The organism is Belnapia sp. F-4-1 (genome assembly GCF_000802185.1).
GTDB lineage: Bacteria > Pseudomonadota > Alphaproteobacteria > Acetobacterales > Acetobacteraceae > Belnapia.
This window is the reverse complement of record NZ_KN676113.1, coordinates 2,199,214-2,214,312: the sequence shown is the minus strand read 5'-3', so window position 1 is coordinate 2,214,312 and position 15,099 is coordinate 2,199,214. Positions and strand designations below refer to the sequence as shown.

Annotated in this window: 16 protein-coding genes; 7 read left to right on the top strand and 9 right to left on the bottom strand. The window is 70.6% G+C overall.

Features of this window, described 5'->3' with window-relative positions:
* Nucleotides 1-14 precede the first annotated feature (14 nt).
* The 3 genes from LH62_RS10720 to LH62_RS10710 all read left to right on the top strand — a co-directional run bounded on the left by LH62_RS10720 (nucleotide 15) and on the right by LH62_RS10710 (nucleotide 3,224).
* Nucleotides 15-1,118 (top strand): hypothetical protein, encoded by a 1,104-nt coding sequence (locus LH62_RS10720; RefSeq protein WP_043361189.1) that lies wholly within the window; start codon nucleotides 15-17, stop codon nucleotides 1,116-1,118.
* Nucleotides 1,119-1,262: 144 nt separating this feature from the next.
* Entirely contained in the window at nucleotides 1,263-2,645 is a 1,383-nt protein-coding gene (locus LH62_RS10715; protein ID WP_043361186.1) for a M17 family metallopeptidase, read from the top strand.
* Nucleotides 2,646-2,810: 165 nt separating this feature from the next.
* Entirely contained in the window at nucleotides 2,811-3,224 is a 414-nt protein-coding gene (locus tag LH62_RS10710) for a MarR family transcriptional regulator (RefSeq protein WP_043361185.1), read from the top strand.
* Between the two features lie 54 nt (nucleotides 3,225-3,278).
* Here LH62_RS10710 and LH62_RS10705 read toward each other — a convergent pair whose 3' ends face one another.
* The 5 genes from LH62_RS10705 to LH62_RS10685 all read right to left on the bottom strand — a co-directional run bounded on the left by LH62_RS10705 (nucleotide 3,279) and on the right by LH62_RS10685 (nucleotide 7,654).
* The gene (locus LH62_RS10705) at nucleotides 3,279-4,211 is read right to left on the bottom strand and encodes a glyoxylate/hydroxypyruvate reductase A (protein WP_043361183.1); all 933 of its coding nucleotides are present in this window, start codon (nucleotides 4,209-4,211) and stop codon (nucleotides 3,279-3,281) included.
* Nucleotide 4,212: 1 nt separating this feature from the next.
* Nucleotides 4,213-4,656 (bottom strand): hypothetical protein, encoded by a 444-nt coding sequence (locus tag LH62_RS10700; RefSeq protein ID WP_043361180.1) that lies wholly within the window; start codon nucleotides 4,654-4,656, stop codon nucleotides 4,213-4,215.
* Entirely contained in the window at nucleotides 4,653-6,326 is a 1,674-nt protein-coding gene (locus LH62_RS10695; RefSeq protein WP_082012470.1) for an ABC transporter ATP-binding protein, read from the bottom strand. The genes LH62_RS10700 and LH62_RS10695 overlap by 4 nt, the downstream gene beginning before the upstream one ends.
* On the bottom strand, nucleotides 6,323-7,357 hold the full coding sequence (locus tag LH62_RS10690; protein ID WP_043361177.1) for an ABC transporter permease: 1,035 nt from the start codon (nucleotides 7,355-7,357) through the stop codon (nucleotides 6,323-6,325). The genes LH62_RS10695 and LH62_RS10690 overlap by 4 nt, the downstream gene beginning before the upstream one ends.
* A gap of 78 nt (nucleotides 7,358-7,435) precedes the next feature.
* The gene (locus LH62_RS10685; protein WP_043361174.1) at nucleotides 7,436-7,654 is read right to left on the bottom strand and encodes a DUF3072 domain-containing protein; all 219 of its coding nucleotides are present in this window, start codon (nucleotides 7,652-7,654) and stop codon (nucleotides 7,436-7,438) included.
* A gap of 181 nt (nucleotides 7,655-7,835) precedes the next feature.
* Here LH62_RS10685 and LH62_RS10680 point away from each other — a divergent pair, with 181 nt between their 5' ends.
* The gene (locus LH62_RS10680) at nucleotides 7,836-8,984 is read left to right on the top strand and encodes a PHB depolymerase family esterase (RefSeq protein WP_043365541.1); all 1,149 of its coding nucleotides are present in this window, start codon (nucleotides 7,836-7,838) and stop codon (nucleotides 8,982-8,984) included.
* Nucleotides 8,985-9,035: 51 nt separating this feature from the next.
* Nucleotides 9,036-9,986 carry an aldo/keto reductase gene (locus tag LH62_RS10675; protein ID WP_043361173.1) on the top strand — a complete coding sequence of 317 codons (951 nt, stop codon included), beginning with the start codon at nucleotides 9,036-9,038 and terminating at the stop codon, nucleotides 9,984-9,986.
* A gap of 3 nt (nucleotides 9,987-9,989) precedes the next feature.
* Here the strand turns inward: LH62_RS10675 and LH62_RS10670 are convergent, their stop codons facing one another.
* Nucleotides 9,990-10,310 (bottom strand): hypothetical protein, encoded by a 321-nt coding sequence (locus tag LH62_RS10670; RefSeq protein ID WP_043361171.1) that lies wholly within the window; start codon nucleotides 10,308-10,310, stop codon nucleotides 9,990-9,992.
* A gap of 157 nt (nucleotides 10,311-10,467) precedes the next feature.
* On the opposite strand from LH62_RS10670, the gene LH62_RS10665 reads away from it, so the two are divergent.
* Nucleotides 10,468-11,346, top strand: coding sequence for a manganese catalase family protein (locus LH62_RS10665; protein ID WP_052214123.1), 879 nt, complete (start codon nucleotides 10,468-10,470; stop codon nucleotides 11,344-11,346).
* A gap of 63 nt (nucleotides 11,347-11,409) precedes the next feature.
* The gene (gene chrA, locus LH62_RS10660; protein WP_052214120.1) at nucleotides 11,410-12,723 is read left to right on the top strand and encodes a chromate efflux transporter; all 1,314 of its coding nucleotides are present in this window, start codon (nucleotides 11,410-11,412) and stop codon (nucleotides 12,721-12,723) included.
* A gap of 24 nt (nucleotides 12,724-12,747) precedes the next feature.
* Here the strand turns inward: chrA and LH62_RS10655 are convergent, their stop codons facing one another.
* The 3 genes from LH62_RS10655 to LH62_RS10650 all read right to left on the bottom strand — a co-directional run bounded on the left by LH62_RS10655 (nucleotide 12,748) and on the right by LH62_RS10650 (nucleotide 15,099).
* The gene (locus tag LH62_RS10655) at nucleotides 12,748-13,920 is read right to left on the bottom strand and encodes an NAD(P)/FAD-dependent oxidoreductase (protein WP_043361169.1); all 1,173 of its coding nucleotides are present in this window, start codon (nucleotides 13,918-13,920) and stop codon (nucleotides 12,748-12,750) included.
* Nucleotides 13,920-14,051 carry a hypothetical protein gene (locus tag LH62_RS32330; RefSeq protein WP_255359988.1) on the bottom strand — a complete coding sequence of 44 codons (132 nt, stop codon included), beginning with the start codon at nucleotides 14,049-14,051 and terminating at the stop codon, nucleotides 13,920-13,922. Before LH62_RS32330 ends, LH62_RS10655 begins: the two co-directional genes overlap by 1 nt.
* Before the next feature lie 103 nt (nucleotides 14,052-14,154).
* Nucleotides 14,155-15,099 (bottom strand): sterol desaturase family protein, encoded by a 945-nt coding sequence (locus LH62_RS10650; protein WP_043361167.1) that lies wholly within the window; start codon nucleotides 15,097-15,099, stop codon nucleotides 14,155-14,157.

The window sequence follows — 15,099 nt, the reverse complement described above, 5'->3', positions numbered from 1 at the left end:
CCAGCCCTTCTGCCATGTCCTTCGAGCCCTATCGGCTGACCGCGCTCACCGAGCAGCCGCCCGGACTGCGCCGCGCCATCCATGGCTACAGCACCGCCGGCACCTGGAGTCGCCTGGCGCGGCGGGTGCTCGAGGTAGGGCTGGAGGTGGGCCGCAGCCTGCCTCGGGATGCCTGGCGCCGGATGAACCCCGGCCCGTCGCCCCTGCTGCGGCTGGAGCCGGGCGAGGATGCCCGGCCCGGGGCACGTAGCGTCGCACTCTATGTTCATTACGCCGCCTCCGGCCGCATCTCGGAGATGGTGCGGCGGCAGGTGGCGGCTCTGGCGGCTGAGGGCTTCGCCGTCGTGTTCATCACCATGGCGGCGGCGGTGCCGGAGGAAGACTGGCAGGCGATGCGCGTCCATGCGGCGCTGCTGGCGCAGCGGCGGAATTTCGGCCTCGACTTCGGCGCCTGGCGGGACCTGGCGCCGGAGGCGGCGCGGCGCTGGCCGGAGGCTGCGGAACTCATGCTCGCCAATGACAGCGTACTCGGCCCCATCCGCCCGATGCGGCCGGTGATTGAGGCGCTGCGCGGTGGCGGGGAGGGGCTCTTCGGCATGACGGAGAGCATCCAGGGCGGGCCGCATCTGCAAAGCTACCTGCTGCTCGCGCGCGGCGCGGCGGCGGTGGGCGACCTGCATCGCTTCCTGGCCGCGATGCGGATCAGCCATTCCAAATGGCTCGTCGTGCAGCGGGGCGAGCTGCGCTTCGCCCGCTGGATGCGCGGGCGCGGGCACCGGGTCGCGGCGCTGTTCGGCTATGGACGACTGGCCGGGGCGGTGCTGGCGGACCCCGTGGAGCGGGCGCTGCTCGCCGCCTCGCACCCTCTGCTGCGGGGGCTCGAGGCGATGGCGCCGGAGGCGCGGGCGGCCCTGCTGGCGGAGCAGCCGCTCAACCCGACGCATCACCTCTGGGCGGCGCTGGTCCGCCGCCTCGGCTTCCCCTTCCTGAAGACGGAGTTGGTGCGGCGCAACCCGGGCCGGCTGCCGGGGGTGGAGGAATGGGCGGACCTGGTACCGGCGGAGGCGCCTTGCACACCCGTGGTGATCCGCGACCATCTGCGCGGGCTGGTATCCTGAGAGGCGAGAACCGGTTTCGTTACTTACCTGTTGCGATTTACTGGACATTGCTCGGTAATCAGAGCAAGTTGAAGGCACGCCACACGCGAAGGTTGTGGACCCCCTGGCCCACGAGCCGCCTTCCCGTCATGCTTCCGGAGCCCCATGCTCGATTGCCTCGCCGCGCCCGATGAGAATGCTTTGCCGTTGCACTGCACCGGCCCGGCCGGTCTCGGCCTGCTGCTGGAACGGCTGCCGGCAACGGCAGGCGACTTCCTCCGGGCCATCGGCTTCGCCGGGCGGCCGCAGGAATTGGCACTGCTGCCGGGCGAGGGAGGGCTGGCCGGCGCGGTCCTGGGCCTCGGCGAGGGCGCGGTAACACCCTGGTCCTTCGCCGCCCTGGCGCAGGCCCTGCCCGCCGGCAGCGCTTGGCGGCTCGCCGAGCCGGCGCCGCATGGCGAGGCGGCGGCGCTTGGCTGGTGCCTCGGGGCCTATCGCTTCACCCGGTTCAAGGCGCCGAAGCAGGCTCCGGCACGGCTGGTGCCGCCACCGGGCAGCGAGATGGCCATCGCCACGGCCGAGGCGACCTACCGGGTCCGGAACCTCATCAACATGCCCGCCAACCTGCTCGGCCCGGCCGAGCTGGCGGCGGAGGTGCAGTCTCTGGCCGAGGCGCATGGCGCCACCTGCCGCGTCATCGAAGGCGAGGCGCTGGCGGATGGCTTTCCGGCCCTGGCCACGGTGGGCCTTGGCAGCCCGCGGACGCCGCGGGTCGCCATGCTGGAATGGGGCGAGCCCGGAGCGCCGCTGGTCGCGCTCTGCGGCAAGGGCGTCTGCTTCGACACCGGCGGGCTCGACCTCAAGCCGCCCTCCGGCATGCTGCGGATGAAGAAGGACATGGGCGGCGCCGCGACCGTGCTCGGCCTCGCCGAATTGGTGATGCGGCAGCGCCTGCCGGTGCGGCTGCTGGTGCTGGTCGGCGCCGTCGAGAATGCCGTCTCCGGCCAGGCCTTCCGTCCGATGGACGTGCTCCGCACCCGGGCCGGCCTCAACGTCGAGATCGGCAATACCGATGCCGAGGGGCGACTCGTGCTCTGCGACCTGCTGGCCTATGCGGCGGAGCGGGAGCCGGCGCTGGTGATCGACTGCGCGACGCTGACCGGCGCCGCGCGGGTTGCATTGGGGCCGGATTTACCCGCGCTTTTCACCCCCGACGATGCGCTCGCGGAAACGCTACTGGCCGCGGGGCGGGCGACCCATGATCCAGTATGGCGCTTGCCTTTGCATGACGTTTACGATTCCTGGCTGGATAGTACGGTAGCGGACATGAACAACGTCTCGTCTCGACCGATGGCTGGGGCGATCGTTGCTGCATTGTTTCTGCGGCGTTTCGTGCCCAAAGGCGTCCGCTGGGCGCATCTCGACCTTTACGCCTGGAACGACGCCAACCGTCCTGGACGGCCAGAGGGCGGGGAAGCGCAGGCTTTGCGAGCCCTGGCGCAGGGTTTCGCCGATCTGTTCGGGGCGGCAAGAGGGCCGGCCCGGTAACGAAAACGAGATGGTGCGGAAACTTTTCAGGTCTAGCCGCTCTGATACATGAGCGGGAAAGCGTTATCCAAGACTGCAGTGACTGCGTTGTCGATGCCGGCCGGCAGGCCAGAGCCTGGGCGCCGGATTGTTCAAAGGCCCATAATGGGCGAGGGGATTGGAGCTATGGCGGTACAGAGCAACCCCGACCAGCTGGTCGGCATTCTGCGTGACACGGTAGTCGCCCTCGTCCGGCGCGATGGACCCGACCTTTCGGCGCGCCAGCTCGGCGTGTTTCTCACGGTCTACTTGACCGATGGCCCGCATACGGTGCGCGGGCTGGCAGCCGAGCTGAACGTTTCCAAGCCGGCGATTACCCGGGCGCTCGACCGGCTCGGCGAGCTCGATCTCGCGCGCCGCAAGGTGGACCCAATGGACCGCCGCAGCGTCATCGTGCAGCGCACGCTGAAGGGTACCGCCTTCCTGCGCGACATGCGCCAGATCATGTCCGAGGCCGAGACCACGACGCATGAGATGCCGGCGGTCGCCAACGAGCCCGCCAATGCCGACACGGCCCGCGAGAACCGCAAGGCCGGCTGAGCCGCGCCCATTCGGGGCACCCGCAAAACTGCACGGCGGTTTTGCGGGGAGGTGTCAGTAGCCGGCGGCGAGGTCGACCAGGTTCAGGGGTGCGAGTCCCGCCCGCGCCCGGTGGATGTTCTCCACGACCTGAGGCGCCGCGCTGCGAGGGATGGTGATGCTGGCGGCGTGGGGCGTCAGCACGACCTTGGGATGCGTCCAGAAGGGATGCTCCGGTGGCAGCGGCTCCGGCTCGAAAACATCGAGCGCGGCTCCGGCGAGGCGGCCGCTATCGAGCGCGGCCAGCACATCTGCCGCGACCATATGGCCGCCGCGGGCGGAGTTCAGCAGATAGGCGCCTGCGGGCAGCAGGGCGAGCCGCGCCGCGTCGAGCAGGCCGCGCGTCTCCGGCGTCAGCGGCAACAGGCAGACCAGGATGTCGCTGCGGCCGAGGATGGCGGCGAGGCCGTCATCGCCATGGAAGCTTTCCACGCCCGGCAGGGATTTCGGCCGGCGCGACCAGCCCATCACCGGGAAGCCAAGCGCCAGCAGCGCCCGGGCCGCGTCGCCGCCAAGCGCGCCGAGGCCGAGGATGCCGATGCGTCGCCGCGCGGTGTCCGGCGCCGGCAACTCATGCCAGAGCCTGGCGGATTGCTGGGCACGATACTCCGGGTCCTGGCGGTGGAAGCGCAGCACGTTGAGCAGCACCCATTCGGTCATGCCCTGGGTCAGCCGCTCATCGACGAGGCGCGCCACCGGAACGCCGGGCGGCGGGCCCGGCGGGCGTAGCAGGTGGTCCACCCCGGCGCCCATGGAGACCAGCAGCCGGAGGTTCGGGTAGCGACGCAGCTCTCCCAGGTCATGCGCCGTCCAGCAGACCGCGGCCTCAATGTCCGAGGGATCGCCGGCCTCAGGGAAAAGACGGATCTCGAGGCTTGGGTCCACCTCCAGCAGGGCATCGCGCCAGTCCTCCATGGTGGAGGCCTTGGTCGAGAGCAGCACGGCCATCCTATTTCCCCTTCGGCTCGAGTATCTGCAGCCCCTCGGGCAAGGCGCGCACCCAGTCCCGCCAGTTCTGCCGGGAGGTCGCCGCTCGCTCGTCGCCATCCGCCAGGCGGGCGTAGAGGCTGAGGACGCCTTGCGACCACCAGAAATCGAATTGCTTCTCGTCGGAGAGGACGAGGGCGGCGGTGCGGTCGAAAACGCCGTCCTTCACCCTCGGCAGCTGCTTCGCCAGCCACCACCAGCAGCCGGCCGCCAGCACCACCGCGCCGAGATAGAAATGCACCAGCACGGTGCTGCCAAAGGACAGCGCGAGGATAGCGGCCGCCGGCGCCACGTTCTCCATGGTGCGGTAGACCGGGCTGCCCGGCGAATTCATCCGGCGGATATGCACGCCGAGCTTCACCTGCCCCGCCGCCATCAGGGTGCGCAGCCGCTCCAATTCCGTCATGCCCCTGCCTCGGTCCGCAACCCGGTCGTGCCGGAGGCGCGCAAATCGGTCGTGCCGGAGGCGCGCGGGTCGGCCGTGCCGGAGGCGCGCAGATCGAATGCCGCCGCCATCAGCGCGCGGGTATAGGGCTCGCGTGGCGCGGTGGCGAGTTGTTCCGCTTCACCCTCCTCCACCACGCGTCCGTCCTTCAGCACAAGGATGCGGTGGGCCAGCGCGCGGACCACGCGAAGGTCGTGGCTGATGAAGAGATAGGCCAGCCGGTGCCGGGCCTGGAGCGCCCGCAGGAGCTCCACTACCTGGGCCTGGACGGTGACGTCGAGCGCGCTGGTCGGCTCGTCCAGCACCAGCAGGCGCGGCTTCAGGACAAGCGCGCGGGCGATGGCGATGCGCTGGCGCTGGCCGCCGCTGAACTCGTGCGGGTAGCGGCCCGCCATGGCGGGATCGAGGCCGACCTCCTCCAGCGCGACGGCGACGGCTGCGTCGCGCGCGGCGCGGGGCAGGCCGGGCTCATGCACCTCCAGCCCCTCGCCGATGATCTCGCCGGCGGAGAGGCGGGGCGAGAGCGAGCCGTAGGGGTCCTGAAAGACGATCTGCATCCGCCGGCGCAGCGGGCGGAGGGCGCGGCGGGAGAGCGGCTGGACGTCCTGGCCCTCGAAGCGGATGGCGCCCTCGCTGCCCTCCAGCCGCAGCAGGGCGAGGCCGAGTGTGGTCTTGCCGCTGCCGCTCTCGCCGACGAGGCCGAGGGTTTCGCCTTCCCGCACCGCCAGCGAGACGCCATCGACGGCCTTCACCGCGCCGACCTGGCGGCGGAGCAACCCGCGGCGGATGGGGAAGTGGACGCGCACGGCCTCCGCCTCCATCACCAGCGGGGCAGCGCCGGCGATCGGGGCCGGGCGGCCGTGGGGCTGGGTGGCGAGCAGCATCCGCGTGTAGGGATGTTGCGGGGCGTCGAAGAGGGCGGCGGCGGTGTTCTGCTCCACGGCCTCGCCGTCGCGCATGACGACGACGCGGTCGGCGTGGCGGCGAACGATGGCGAGGTCATGGGTGATGAGCAGCATCGCCATGCCGAGCCGGGACTTGAGGTCGGCCAGGAGTTCGAGGATCTGGGCCTGGATGGTGACGTCGAGGGCGGTGGTGGGCTCGTCGGCGATCAGCAGCTTCGGGTCGTTGGCCAGCGCGGCGGCGATCATCACCCGCTGGCGCTGGCCGCCGGAGAGCTGGTGGGGATAGGCGCCCATCCGCTCCTCGGCGCGGGGCAGGCCGGCCCGGCGCAGCAGCTCCAGCACGCGGGCGCGGAGCGCGGCGCCGGTGAGCGGCCGGTGGAGCGTCACCGCCTCGCCCACCTGGCGGCCGATGCCGTGTAGCGGGTTGAGCGAGGTCATCGGCTCCTGGAAGACCATGCCCGCGACGCCGCCGCGCAGGCGCTGCAGGGCGCGGTCGTCGGCGGCGAGGACATCGGTGCCGTCGAGGATGACGCGGCCGGAGAGGATGCGGGCAGCGGGCGGCAGCAGGCGGAGCGTGGAGAGGGCGGAGAGCGACTTGCCGCTGCCGCTCTCGCCGACCAGCGCCAGGGTCTCGCCGGGATGGAGGGCGAAGGAGAGGTTGCGCACCACCGGGCGCGGGCCGAAGGCGATGGTCAGGTCCTCGACCTGGAGCAGCGGCGCCGTCATCGGCCGCCGCCCGGAAGCTTGCGCGGGTCGAGCGCGTCGCGCACCGCCTCGCCGACGAAGATCAGCAGGGTCAGCACGCCGCCGAGGACGATGAAGCCGGTGAAGGCGAGCCAGGGCGCCTGGAGGTTGTTCTTGCCCTGGCTCAGCAACTCGCCGAGCGAGGGCGACCCGGGCGGCAGGCCGAAGCCGAGGAAGTCGAGCGAGGCGAGGATGGTGACGCTGCCCGAAAGGGTGAAGGGCAGGAAGGTGAGCGTCGCCACCATCGCGTTCGGCAGGATGTGGCGGGCCATGAGGCGGGTGTCGGAGACGCCGAGGGCGCGGGCGGCGCGGACATAGTCGAGGTTGCGGCCGCGGAGGAATTCGGCGCGTACCACGCCGGTCAGCGCCATCCAGGAGAAGGCGAGGAGGAAGGCAAGCAGGATCCAGAAGCTCGGCTGGATGATGCTGGCGAGGATGATCAGCAGGAAGAGCTGCGGCATGCCCGACCAGATCTCGATGAAGCGCTGGAAGAGCAGGTCGGTGAGGCCGCCGTAGAAGCCCTGCACCGCGCCGGCGGCGATGCCGATGGCCGAGCCGAGGATGGTCAGCGTGAAGCCGAACAGCACCGAGATGCGGAAGCCGTAGATGACGCGCGCCAGAACGTCGCGCGCCTGGTCGTCGGTGCCGAGCCAGTTGCGGGCGGAGGGCGGCGAGGGCGCCGGGCGGCCGAGGTCGCGCACCACCGTCGCGTAGGAATAGGGGATGGCGGGCCAGAGCATCCAGCCGCCGCGGCGGGCGATGTCCTCGACCAGGGCCGAGTCGTGCCAATCGGCCTCGGTGGGGAGCCCGTCGGGGAGGATGTCGCTCTCGGCATAGTCGGCGAGGACGGGGACGAACCAGCGGCCATCAACCTGCGCGACCAGCGGCCGGTCGTTGGCGATGAATTCGGCGAAGAGGGTGACGAGGAAGAGCGCGGCGAAGATCCAGAGGGACCACCAGCCGCGCCGGTTCGCGCGGAAATTCGCCAGCCGTCGCGCATTCAGCGGGCTCATCGGCTGGTCGGGCGCCTGTCCAGGATCATCCCCCCTGCTTAAGCATGGGGGGACGCCCTGGGACAAGCGGGGCGGAGGCTACTTGCCCCGGCCTGTCTTGGCCTGCAGCTCGTCGATGCGGCGCGAGGCGTCGGCCTTGGTCAGCTCCGGATCGAATTCCTCGCCGGCTTCCTCGCTGAGGGTCTTGAGGTAGCTGGCCTGGGCGCCGGTCATCTTCTCGTCGCCGGTGGTCCAGTCATCCGGGTCCTTGATGGTGTTCGAGCCGGGCTCGGCGTCGGTCTTCGGGTTCTCGGTCATGGAAAGCTCCTTGATCGTGTTCCCTTAACGTTCATGACCGCTTGGCGTTGCAGCCTGGAATGCGAGGATACGAAAGCCCATGTTGCAGTGCAGCGAAACCCGGGCCGTACCGATACGCTAGGGTCGCATGAGACGCGGGCCATTCCGCACCACCGCCCGAAAGGATCAGCCTTTGAACCAGATGCGCAGCCGCCTGTCCGACTTGGTTCGCCAGTCGCAGGCCAGGATGAGCGCCGCGGCCGGCGCCGCGACGGATGAAGGCGACCTCGTCGAACTGGCCGGCTTCGGGCCCGATCCGGGGTCGGTCCGCATGCTGGCCTATCTGCCGGAGGGCCTGCCGCAGGGCGCGCCGCTGGTGGTCGCGCTGCATGGCTGCACCCAGACGGCGGCGGGCTATGCCGTAGGCACCGGCTGGACGGCGCTCGCCGAGGCCGGGGGCTTCGCCCTGCTGCTGCCGGAGCAGCGGCAGGCGAACAACGCCAATCGCTGCTTCAACTGGTTCGAGGCGGGCGATGCCACGCGCGGCCAGGGCGAGGTCGCCTCCATCCATTCCGCCATCCAGCACATGGTGGCGACGCGGGGGATCGACCCGAAACGGGTCTTCGTCACCGGGCTCTCGGCCGGCGGGGCGATGGCGGCCAACCTGCTCGCCACCTATCCGGAGGATTTCGCCGCCGGCGCCATCATCGCCGGCCTGCCTTACGGCGCGGCGACCAGCATGCCGGAGGCCTTCGAGGCGATGGCCAGCGGCAGGCCGCGCGCGGCGGCGGACTGGGCGGCCCTGGTGCGGGCGGCCTCGCCGCATCGGGGGCCCTGGCCGCGCGTCTCCATCTGGCAGGGCGATGCAGATACGACTGTGCGGCCGGTGAATGGCGAGCAGCTGGCGCGGCAATGGGCGGCGCTGCATGGCACCACCGGGGCGCCGGTCGAGTCCGGCAACGGGGCGCACCGGGCGCTGGCTTGGCAGGATGCCGGGGGGCGGGTGGTGCTGGAGCACCATATCATTGCCGGCATGGCGCATGGCGTGCCACTGGATAGCAGCGGCATCGGCCAGGCGGGGCCCTTCTTCCTCCAGGCCGGGATCGGCTCCACCGCCGCCATCGCCGAGTTCTTTGGCTTGCCGGTGACGCAGCCGGTGGAGCGGCCGAAGGGCCAGGCGCGTTCGGCCAATGGGTCCACGCCCCGCACGGTCATCGACCAAGAGGGGAACCGGGCGGAGCAGCCGGCGGCGGAGGAGGATTTCAGCCTGGGCGGGATCAAGCTTACCTCGATCGACCCGAATGGGGTGATCCGCAAGGCGCTGACGGCGGCCGGGTTGATGAAGGGCTGACATCGCCGGGGGGCGACCCCATGCTCCTCCTCGCATAAGGGGAGACAGGGCATGGAAGAGCGCAGCCTGGGGCGGTCCGGCATCAAGGTGCCGCCGCTGATGTTCGGCGGCAATGTCTTCGGCTGGACCATCGACACGGCCCAGTCGCACCGCATCCTCGACCGGCTGGTGGATGCCGGGCTTTATGCCATCGACACGGCGGACGTGTACTCCGCCTGGGCGCCGGGCCATCAGGGCGGCGAGAGCGAGACCATCATCGGCGAGTGGCTGAAGGCGAGCGGCAAGCGCAGCCAGGTCGTCATCGCCACCAAGGTCGGGATGAAGATGGGCTCTGGCGACCAGGGCCTGTCGCGCGACTGGATCGTGAAGGAGGTAGAGGCGAGCCTCCGCCGGCTGCAGACCGATGTCATCGATCTCTACCAGGCGCACAAGGATGACGAGACGGTGCCGCTGGAGGAGACGCTCGGCGCCTTCGCCGACCTCATCAAGGCGGGCAAGGTGCGGGCGATCGGCGCCTCCAACTACAGCGCGCCGCGGCTGAAGGAGGCGCTGGAGGTGAGCGCCAAGAACGGCCTGCCGCGCTACGAGACCTTGCAGCCGCTCTACAACCTGATGGACCGCAAGGTCTTCGAAGAGGCGCTGGAGCCGCTCTGCCGGGCGGAGGGCATCGGCGTCATCAACTATTATGCGCTGGCCTCGGGCTTCCTCAGCGGCAAGTACCGGTCGGAGGCGGATTTCGGCAAGAGCAAGCGCGGCGGCAACATGGGCAAGTACCTGACGCCGCGCGGGCTGAAGGTGCTGGCGGCGCTCGATGCCGTGGCCGGCGAGGTGGCGGCGACGCCGGCGCAGGTGGCCATCGCCTGGCTGCTGGCGAAGCCCACGGTGACGGCGCCGATCGCCAGCGCCACCAGCTTCGACCAGCTGGAGGATCTGCTGGGGGCGACGGCGCTCGGGCTCAGCCCGGCGCAGGTGGCGGCGCTGGACGAGGCAAGCGCGGAGTAGAACTCAGCCCTTCCCCGTCATCTTCGCAAAGACGGCACGGTCCCGGTTCTCCTGCATCAGCATGCGGAAGCCGGGGATCGTGTCGAGGCCGAGGCCGAGCGGAATGCCGGTCTCCTCGTCCGCAGTGACCTTCGCGTAGCTCTCCCCGGTGAATTTCTCCCATTTTCCGGCGGGCTTCTTCACCTCGATATGCACGACGGTCGCCTTCATCACCATCCGCACGATGGCTTCCTTCGGCGAGGAGGGCTTGGTGAGGCTGGGATTGCCGGCGATCATCACCCAGCCATTGGACATGGCCCAGGCGATCAACTCATCCTTCGTCATGGCGAGACTCCTTTTGCGCCTGCTGCGATAGGCCGAATTCGTACATTGCGCGTTGGGACTTCACGGAACACGGAAGATCGAGGCTCGTTGCCCGCTTCGGCACGAACCCCTGCCGGTGCCACCGGTTCGGTCAGGACAACCCGGCCTGGAGGTCCACATGTTCTATACCGACGGCAAGCTGCAATACCCGGTTCGCGTCGAGCGCCCCAACCCGGTCTTTGCCCGCGCCCTGCAACAGGCGATCGGCGGCGTCGAGGGCGAGATCCGCGTGATGATGCAGTATCTTTTCCAGGGCTGGGGCAGCCGCGGCCCGCAGAAGTACCGCGACATGCTGATCAACACCGGCACCGAGGAGATCGGCCACATCGAGATGCTCTCGACCGCCGTGGCGCTGAACCTCGAGGGCGCGCCACTCTCCTTCCAGGAGGAGGTCGCGGCCGATCCGGTGGCGGGCGCGGTGCTGTCGGGCATCAACATGCGCCACATCCTCTCGACCGGCCTCGCGGCGACGCCCGAAAACAGCAACGGCGTGCCGTTCAACGCGAGCCATGTCTATGCCAGCGGCAACATCGCCGCCGACATGTACGCCAACGTTGCCGCCGAGGCGACCGGGCGCGTGCTGGCCACGCGGCTCTACAACATGACCGAGGACGCGGGGATGAAGGACATGCTCTCCTTCCTCATCGCCCGCGACACCATGCACCAGCAGCAATGGCTGGCGGTGATCGAGGAGCTGGGCGGATCGACGGCGAACCTCCCGGTGCCGAACAGCTTCCCGCAGGAGCAGGAGGCGACGCAGTTCTCCTACGCCTATTTCGGCCATCGCATCGACGGGCAGGTGCCGGCCGGGCGCTGGACCGAGGGCACCTCGATCGACGGCAAGGGGCAGTTCAGCCCGATGAAGTCGGAGCCGCTCGGCGGGGTACCGAGCCTGGCGCCGCCGCGCCCCGACAGCGGCGCGCAGTCCGACCAGATCAGCGCCTCGCCGCTCGCGGCCAACGACCCGCTGGCCGGCGGCACGCCGAGCGTCGCCTGACTGTCACGGATCCGGGGTGGGCAGAGCCTTCCCCGGATCTTTTCTGTCCTGCTACAGCGGGACATGACCTTCCCCTCCTTCTCCGATGCGCTCCGCGTCTGGCTGCGCATCGGCTTCCTTTCCTTCGGCGGACCCGCCGGCCAGATCGCCCTGATGCACCGCGAGGTGGTCGAGCAGCGGCGCTGGGTGTCCGACGCACGCTTCCTGCATGCGCTGAATTTCTGCACGCTGCTGCCGGGGCCGGAGGCGCAGCAGCTCGCCACCTATCTCGGCTGGCTGATGCATGGCGTGCGTGGCGGCGTCGCGGCGGGGCTGCTCTTCATCCTGCCCGGCGCGGCGGTGATGCTGGTGCTCTCGGCCATCTACGCCGCCTTCGGCGAGGTGCCGCTGGTGGCGGCGCTGTTCTTCGGCCTGAAATGCGCCGTGCTGGTGCTGGTGGTGGAGGCGCTGCTGCGCGTCGCCCGGCGGGCGCTGAAGGGTACGGTGCCCTGGCTGCTGGCCGGGGCGGCCTTCCTTGCGCTCTTCCTCTTCGGCCTGCCGTTTCCGGTGGTGGTGCTGGCCGCGGCCCTGGCGGGGCTGGCGATGCCGGATGCCTTCGCCGGTGGCGGGCACGGCCGGGCGCAGGACGGTCCCCCTGCCCTGCTCGACGCGCTGATCGCGGCGGAGCCAGGGCGCATCCCGCGCATGGCGGGCGCGGCGCGGCGGGCGGGGCTGGTGGCGCTGGCGCTCTGGCTCTGGCCGGTCGTGCTGCTGATGCAGTCGGGCGGCCTCCTTGGCGACCTTGCCTGGTTCTTTTCGAAGATGGCCGTCGTCACCTTTGGCGGCGCTTATGCGGTGCTCGCCTATGTCGCGCAGGAAGCGGTGGAGGGCTATCGCTGGCTCTCGGCCGACCAGATGCTGGCCGGGCTGGGGCTTGCCGAGACGACGCCGGGGCCGCTGATCCTCGTGCTGCAATTCGTCGGCTACATGGCGGGCGGAACGCTCGGGTCGCTGGTGGTGCTGTGGGTGACGTTCCTGCCATGCTTCGCCTGGATCTTCCTCGGCGCCCCCTATGTGGAGCGGCTGCACGACATGCCGCGGCTGCGCGGGGCACTGGCCGGGGTGACGGCGGCGGCGGTCGGCGTCATCGCCAACCTGGCGCTGTGGTTCGGGCTGCGGGTGCTGTTCCGCGTCATCCGCGAGGTCCCGCTCGGGCCGATGCGGCTGGAGGTGCCGGTCGTCAGCAGCCTCGACTCGCTGGCGCTGCTGCTGGCGGCGCTGGCGGGGGTGGCGCTGTTCCGGATGAAGCTCGGCGTGGTGCGGACGCTGGGGCTGACGGCGCTCGCGGGGCTGGTGCTGAAGCCGGCGGCGGACTGGCTGCTGGCGGGGTTTGGTTGACCGGATCGCCCTTCGGCAACCCGATCACACCGCCTCGCCGGCGACCCAGCCGCTGCTCCAGGCCCATTGGAAATTATAGCCGCCGAGCCAGCCGGTGACGTCCACCGCCTCGCCGATGACGAAGAGGCCGGGGACGGACTTGGCCTCCATCGTGCGGGAGGACAGCGCGGCGGTATCGACGCCGCCGAGCGTCACCTCGGCCTTGGCATAGCCCTCCGTACCGGCGGGCCGCAGCTCCCACCGCTTCAGCATTCCGGCAAGCGCATCGAGCGTCCGATCCGGCAGCTCCGCCATGGGCTTCGCCGGCAGATGCGTCTCGGCCATGGCGGCGGCGAGGCGCGCGGGCAGCAGCTCGCCAAGCACCGTCTTCGGCTCGGCCCTGGGCCGGGCGCGCTTGCGCTCGCGCAGCAGGGTCGCGGCGTCGAGCTGCGGCAGCAGGTCGAGGGCGATGGCTTCGCCCTCCCGCCAGAAGGAGGAGATCTGCAGGATCGCCGGGCCCGAGAGGCCGCGATGCGTGAACAGCATCGCCTCCGGGAAGGCGCGCTTGCCGCAGCGGGCGATGGAAGGCAGGGCGAGGCCGGAGAGCGGGCGCATCAGCGCCAGCGCCTCGCCCTCGAAGGTCAGCGGCACCAGGCCGGGCCGCGGCGCAACAAGGGGCAAGCCGAAGCGGCGGGCGATGTCATGGGCAAGGCCGGTCGCGCCCATCTTCGGGATGGAAAGGCCGCCCGCCGCCAGCACCAGGGCCGGCGCCGAAACATCGCCACGCTCGGTGGCGACGCGGAAGCCGTCTGCCTTCTCCACGCCGGTGACGCGCTGGCCGAGCCGCAGCTCCACGCCGGCCGCGGCGCATTCCGCCAGCAGCATCGCTACCACCGCCCGCGCCGAGCCGTCGCAGAAGAGCTGCCCGAGCGTCTTCTCGTGGAAGGCGATGCCGTGCCGCCGCACCAGCGCGATGAAGTCGTGCTGGGTGTAGCGCGCGAGCGCCGAGCGGGCGAAATGCGGGTTGGTGGAGAGGAAGCGGTCCGGCGCGCAATGGAGGTTGGTGAAGTTGCAGCGCCCGCCGCCGGAAATGAGGATCTTCCGCCCGGCCTCCGGCGCGTGGTCGAGCACCAGGACCCGCCGGCCGCGCCGCCCGGCGCTGACGGCCGCCATCAGCCCGGCGGCGCCGGCGCCGAGGATGATGGCGTCGTAGGGCATCAGGCGAGGATGAAGGCTTGGTGGACCGCGAACCGCACCGCACCGCCGCCGGCGACGTGGCTCCGGTCGCCGAGCGCCGTCCGGCGGCCGGGCAGGCCGGCGACGGCGGCCCGCAGGTGGCGGTAATGCATGGTGAGCCCTCCTGCGGCAGAACGGCCACCAGCATAGCCGCGCCGCGTCACGTCCGAAATCGCCCTCCGTACCGTCGGACCCGGAGCGGCCTCCGGCTTTGTCCTAGTCGCGTCCGGCAAGTGCCAGCGCCACCCGGCGGAAGCCCACCCATTGCTGGCGAAGCCAGCCGCCGGTCGCCATCGCCTCGTCCATGCCGGGCGCTCCGGTGCGGGGAAAGGCACCCCGGTTCCAGTCGGCGGTGCCGAAGATCCAGTCCCAAACCGGCAGCAGCACGGCGAAATTCTTGCCTGTCGCCCCGGCCGATAGCTCGCCATGGTGCAGCCGGTGGAAGCGGGGCGAGACGATCAGCCGCTCCCCCAGCCGGCCATAGCTGAGGCGGACATTGGCGTGGCTCATGCTCTCGGCAAGGCGCAGCACCAGCAGGATGAGGGGGAACTGCCCCGGCGGCACGCCGATCAGCAACGCGATGCCGCCGAACCAGAGCGCCGCCAGCACATCGTCGAGGATGTGGTTGCGGTCGTCGGTCCAGAAGGTCATCTGCCGCTGGGCGTGGTGGATGGCGTGCAGCGCCCACCACCAGCGGAAGCCGTGCTGCGCGCGGTGGCGCCAGTACTCGCCGAAATCCAGCACCACGACATAGACGAGGAAGGCGAGCAGCGGCGAGGCGCGGAGCGGGGGGAACAGCTCCTCCAGCGTCGGCGGCAGCAGCCCCGCCTCGGTCAGCCAGCCCTCCCAGCGGGATTGCAGCGAGGCCAGCAGCACGAAGGCGACCAGCGGCAGCACGCCGAGCCGGGCGAGAAAGGTATAGACCATGTCGGTGCGGACGGCGCGGCGGTCGGCCACCGGCTCGACCGGCCGCCAGGCCTCGAGCGGCCGGCAGACCAGATAGACCACGGCGATGGTCAGCAGCCCGTAGAGGCCGAAATCCAGCCAGTCATAGGCATCCTCCGCCCAGTCCATCAGGCCGAGGGCGTAGAAGGCGGGCTGCACGAGCGTCTCGAAGAGCCAGCCGGTGACGGCGGCCCAGGCGGTGTTGAAAGCATCCAT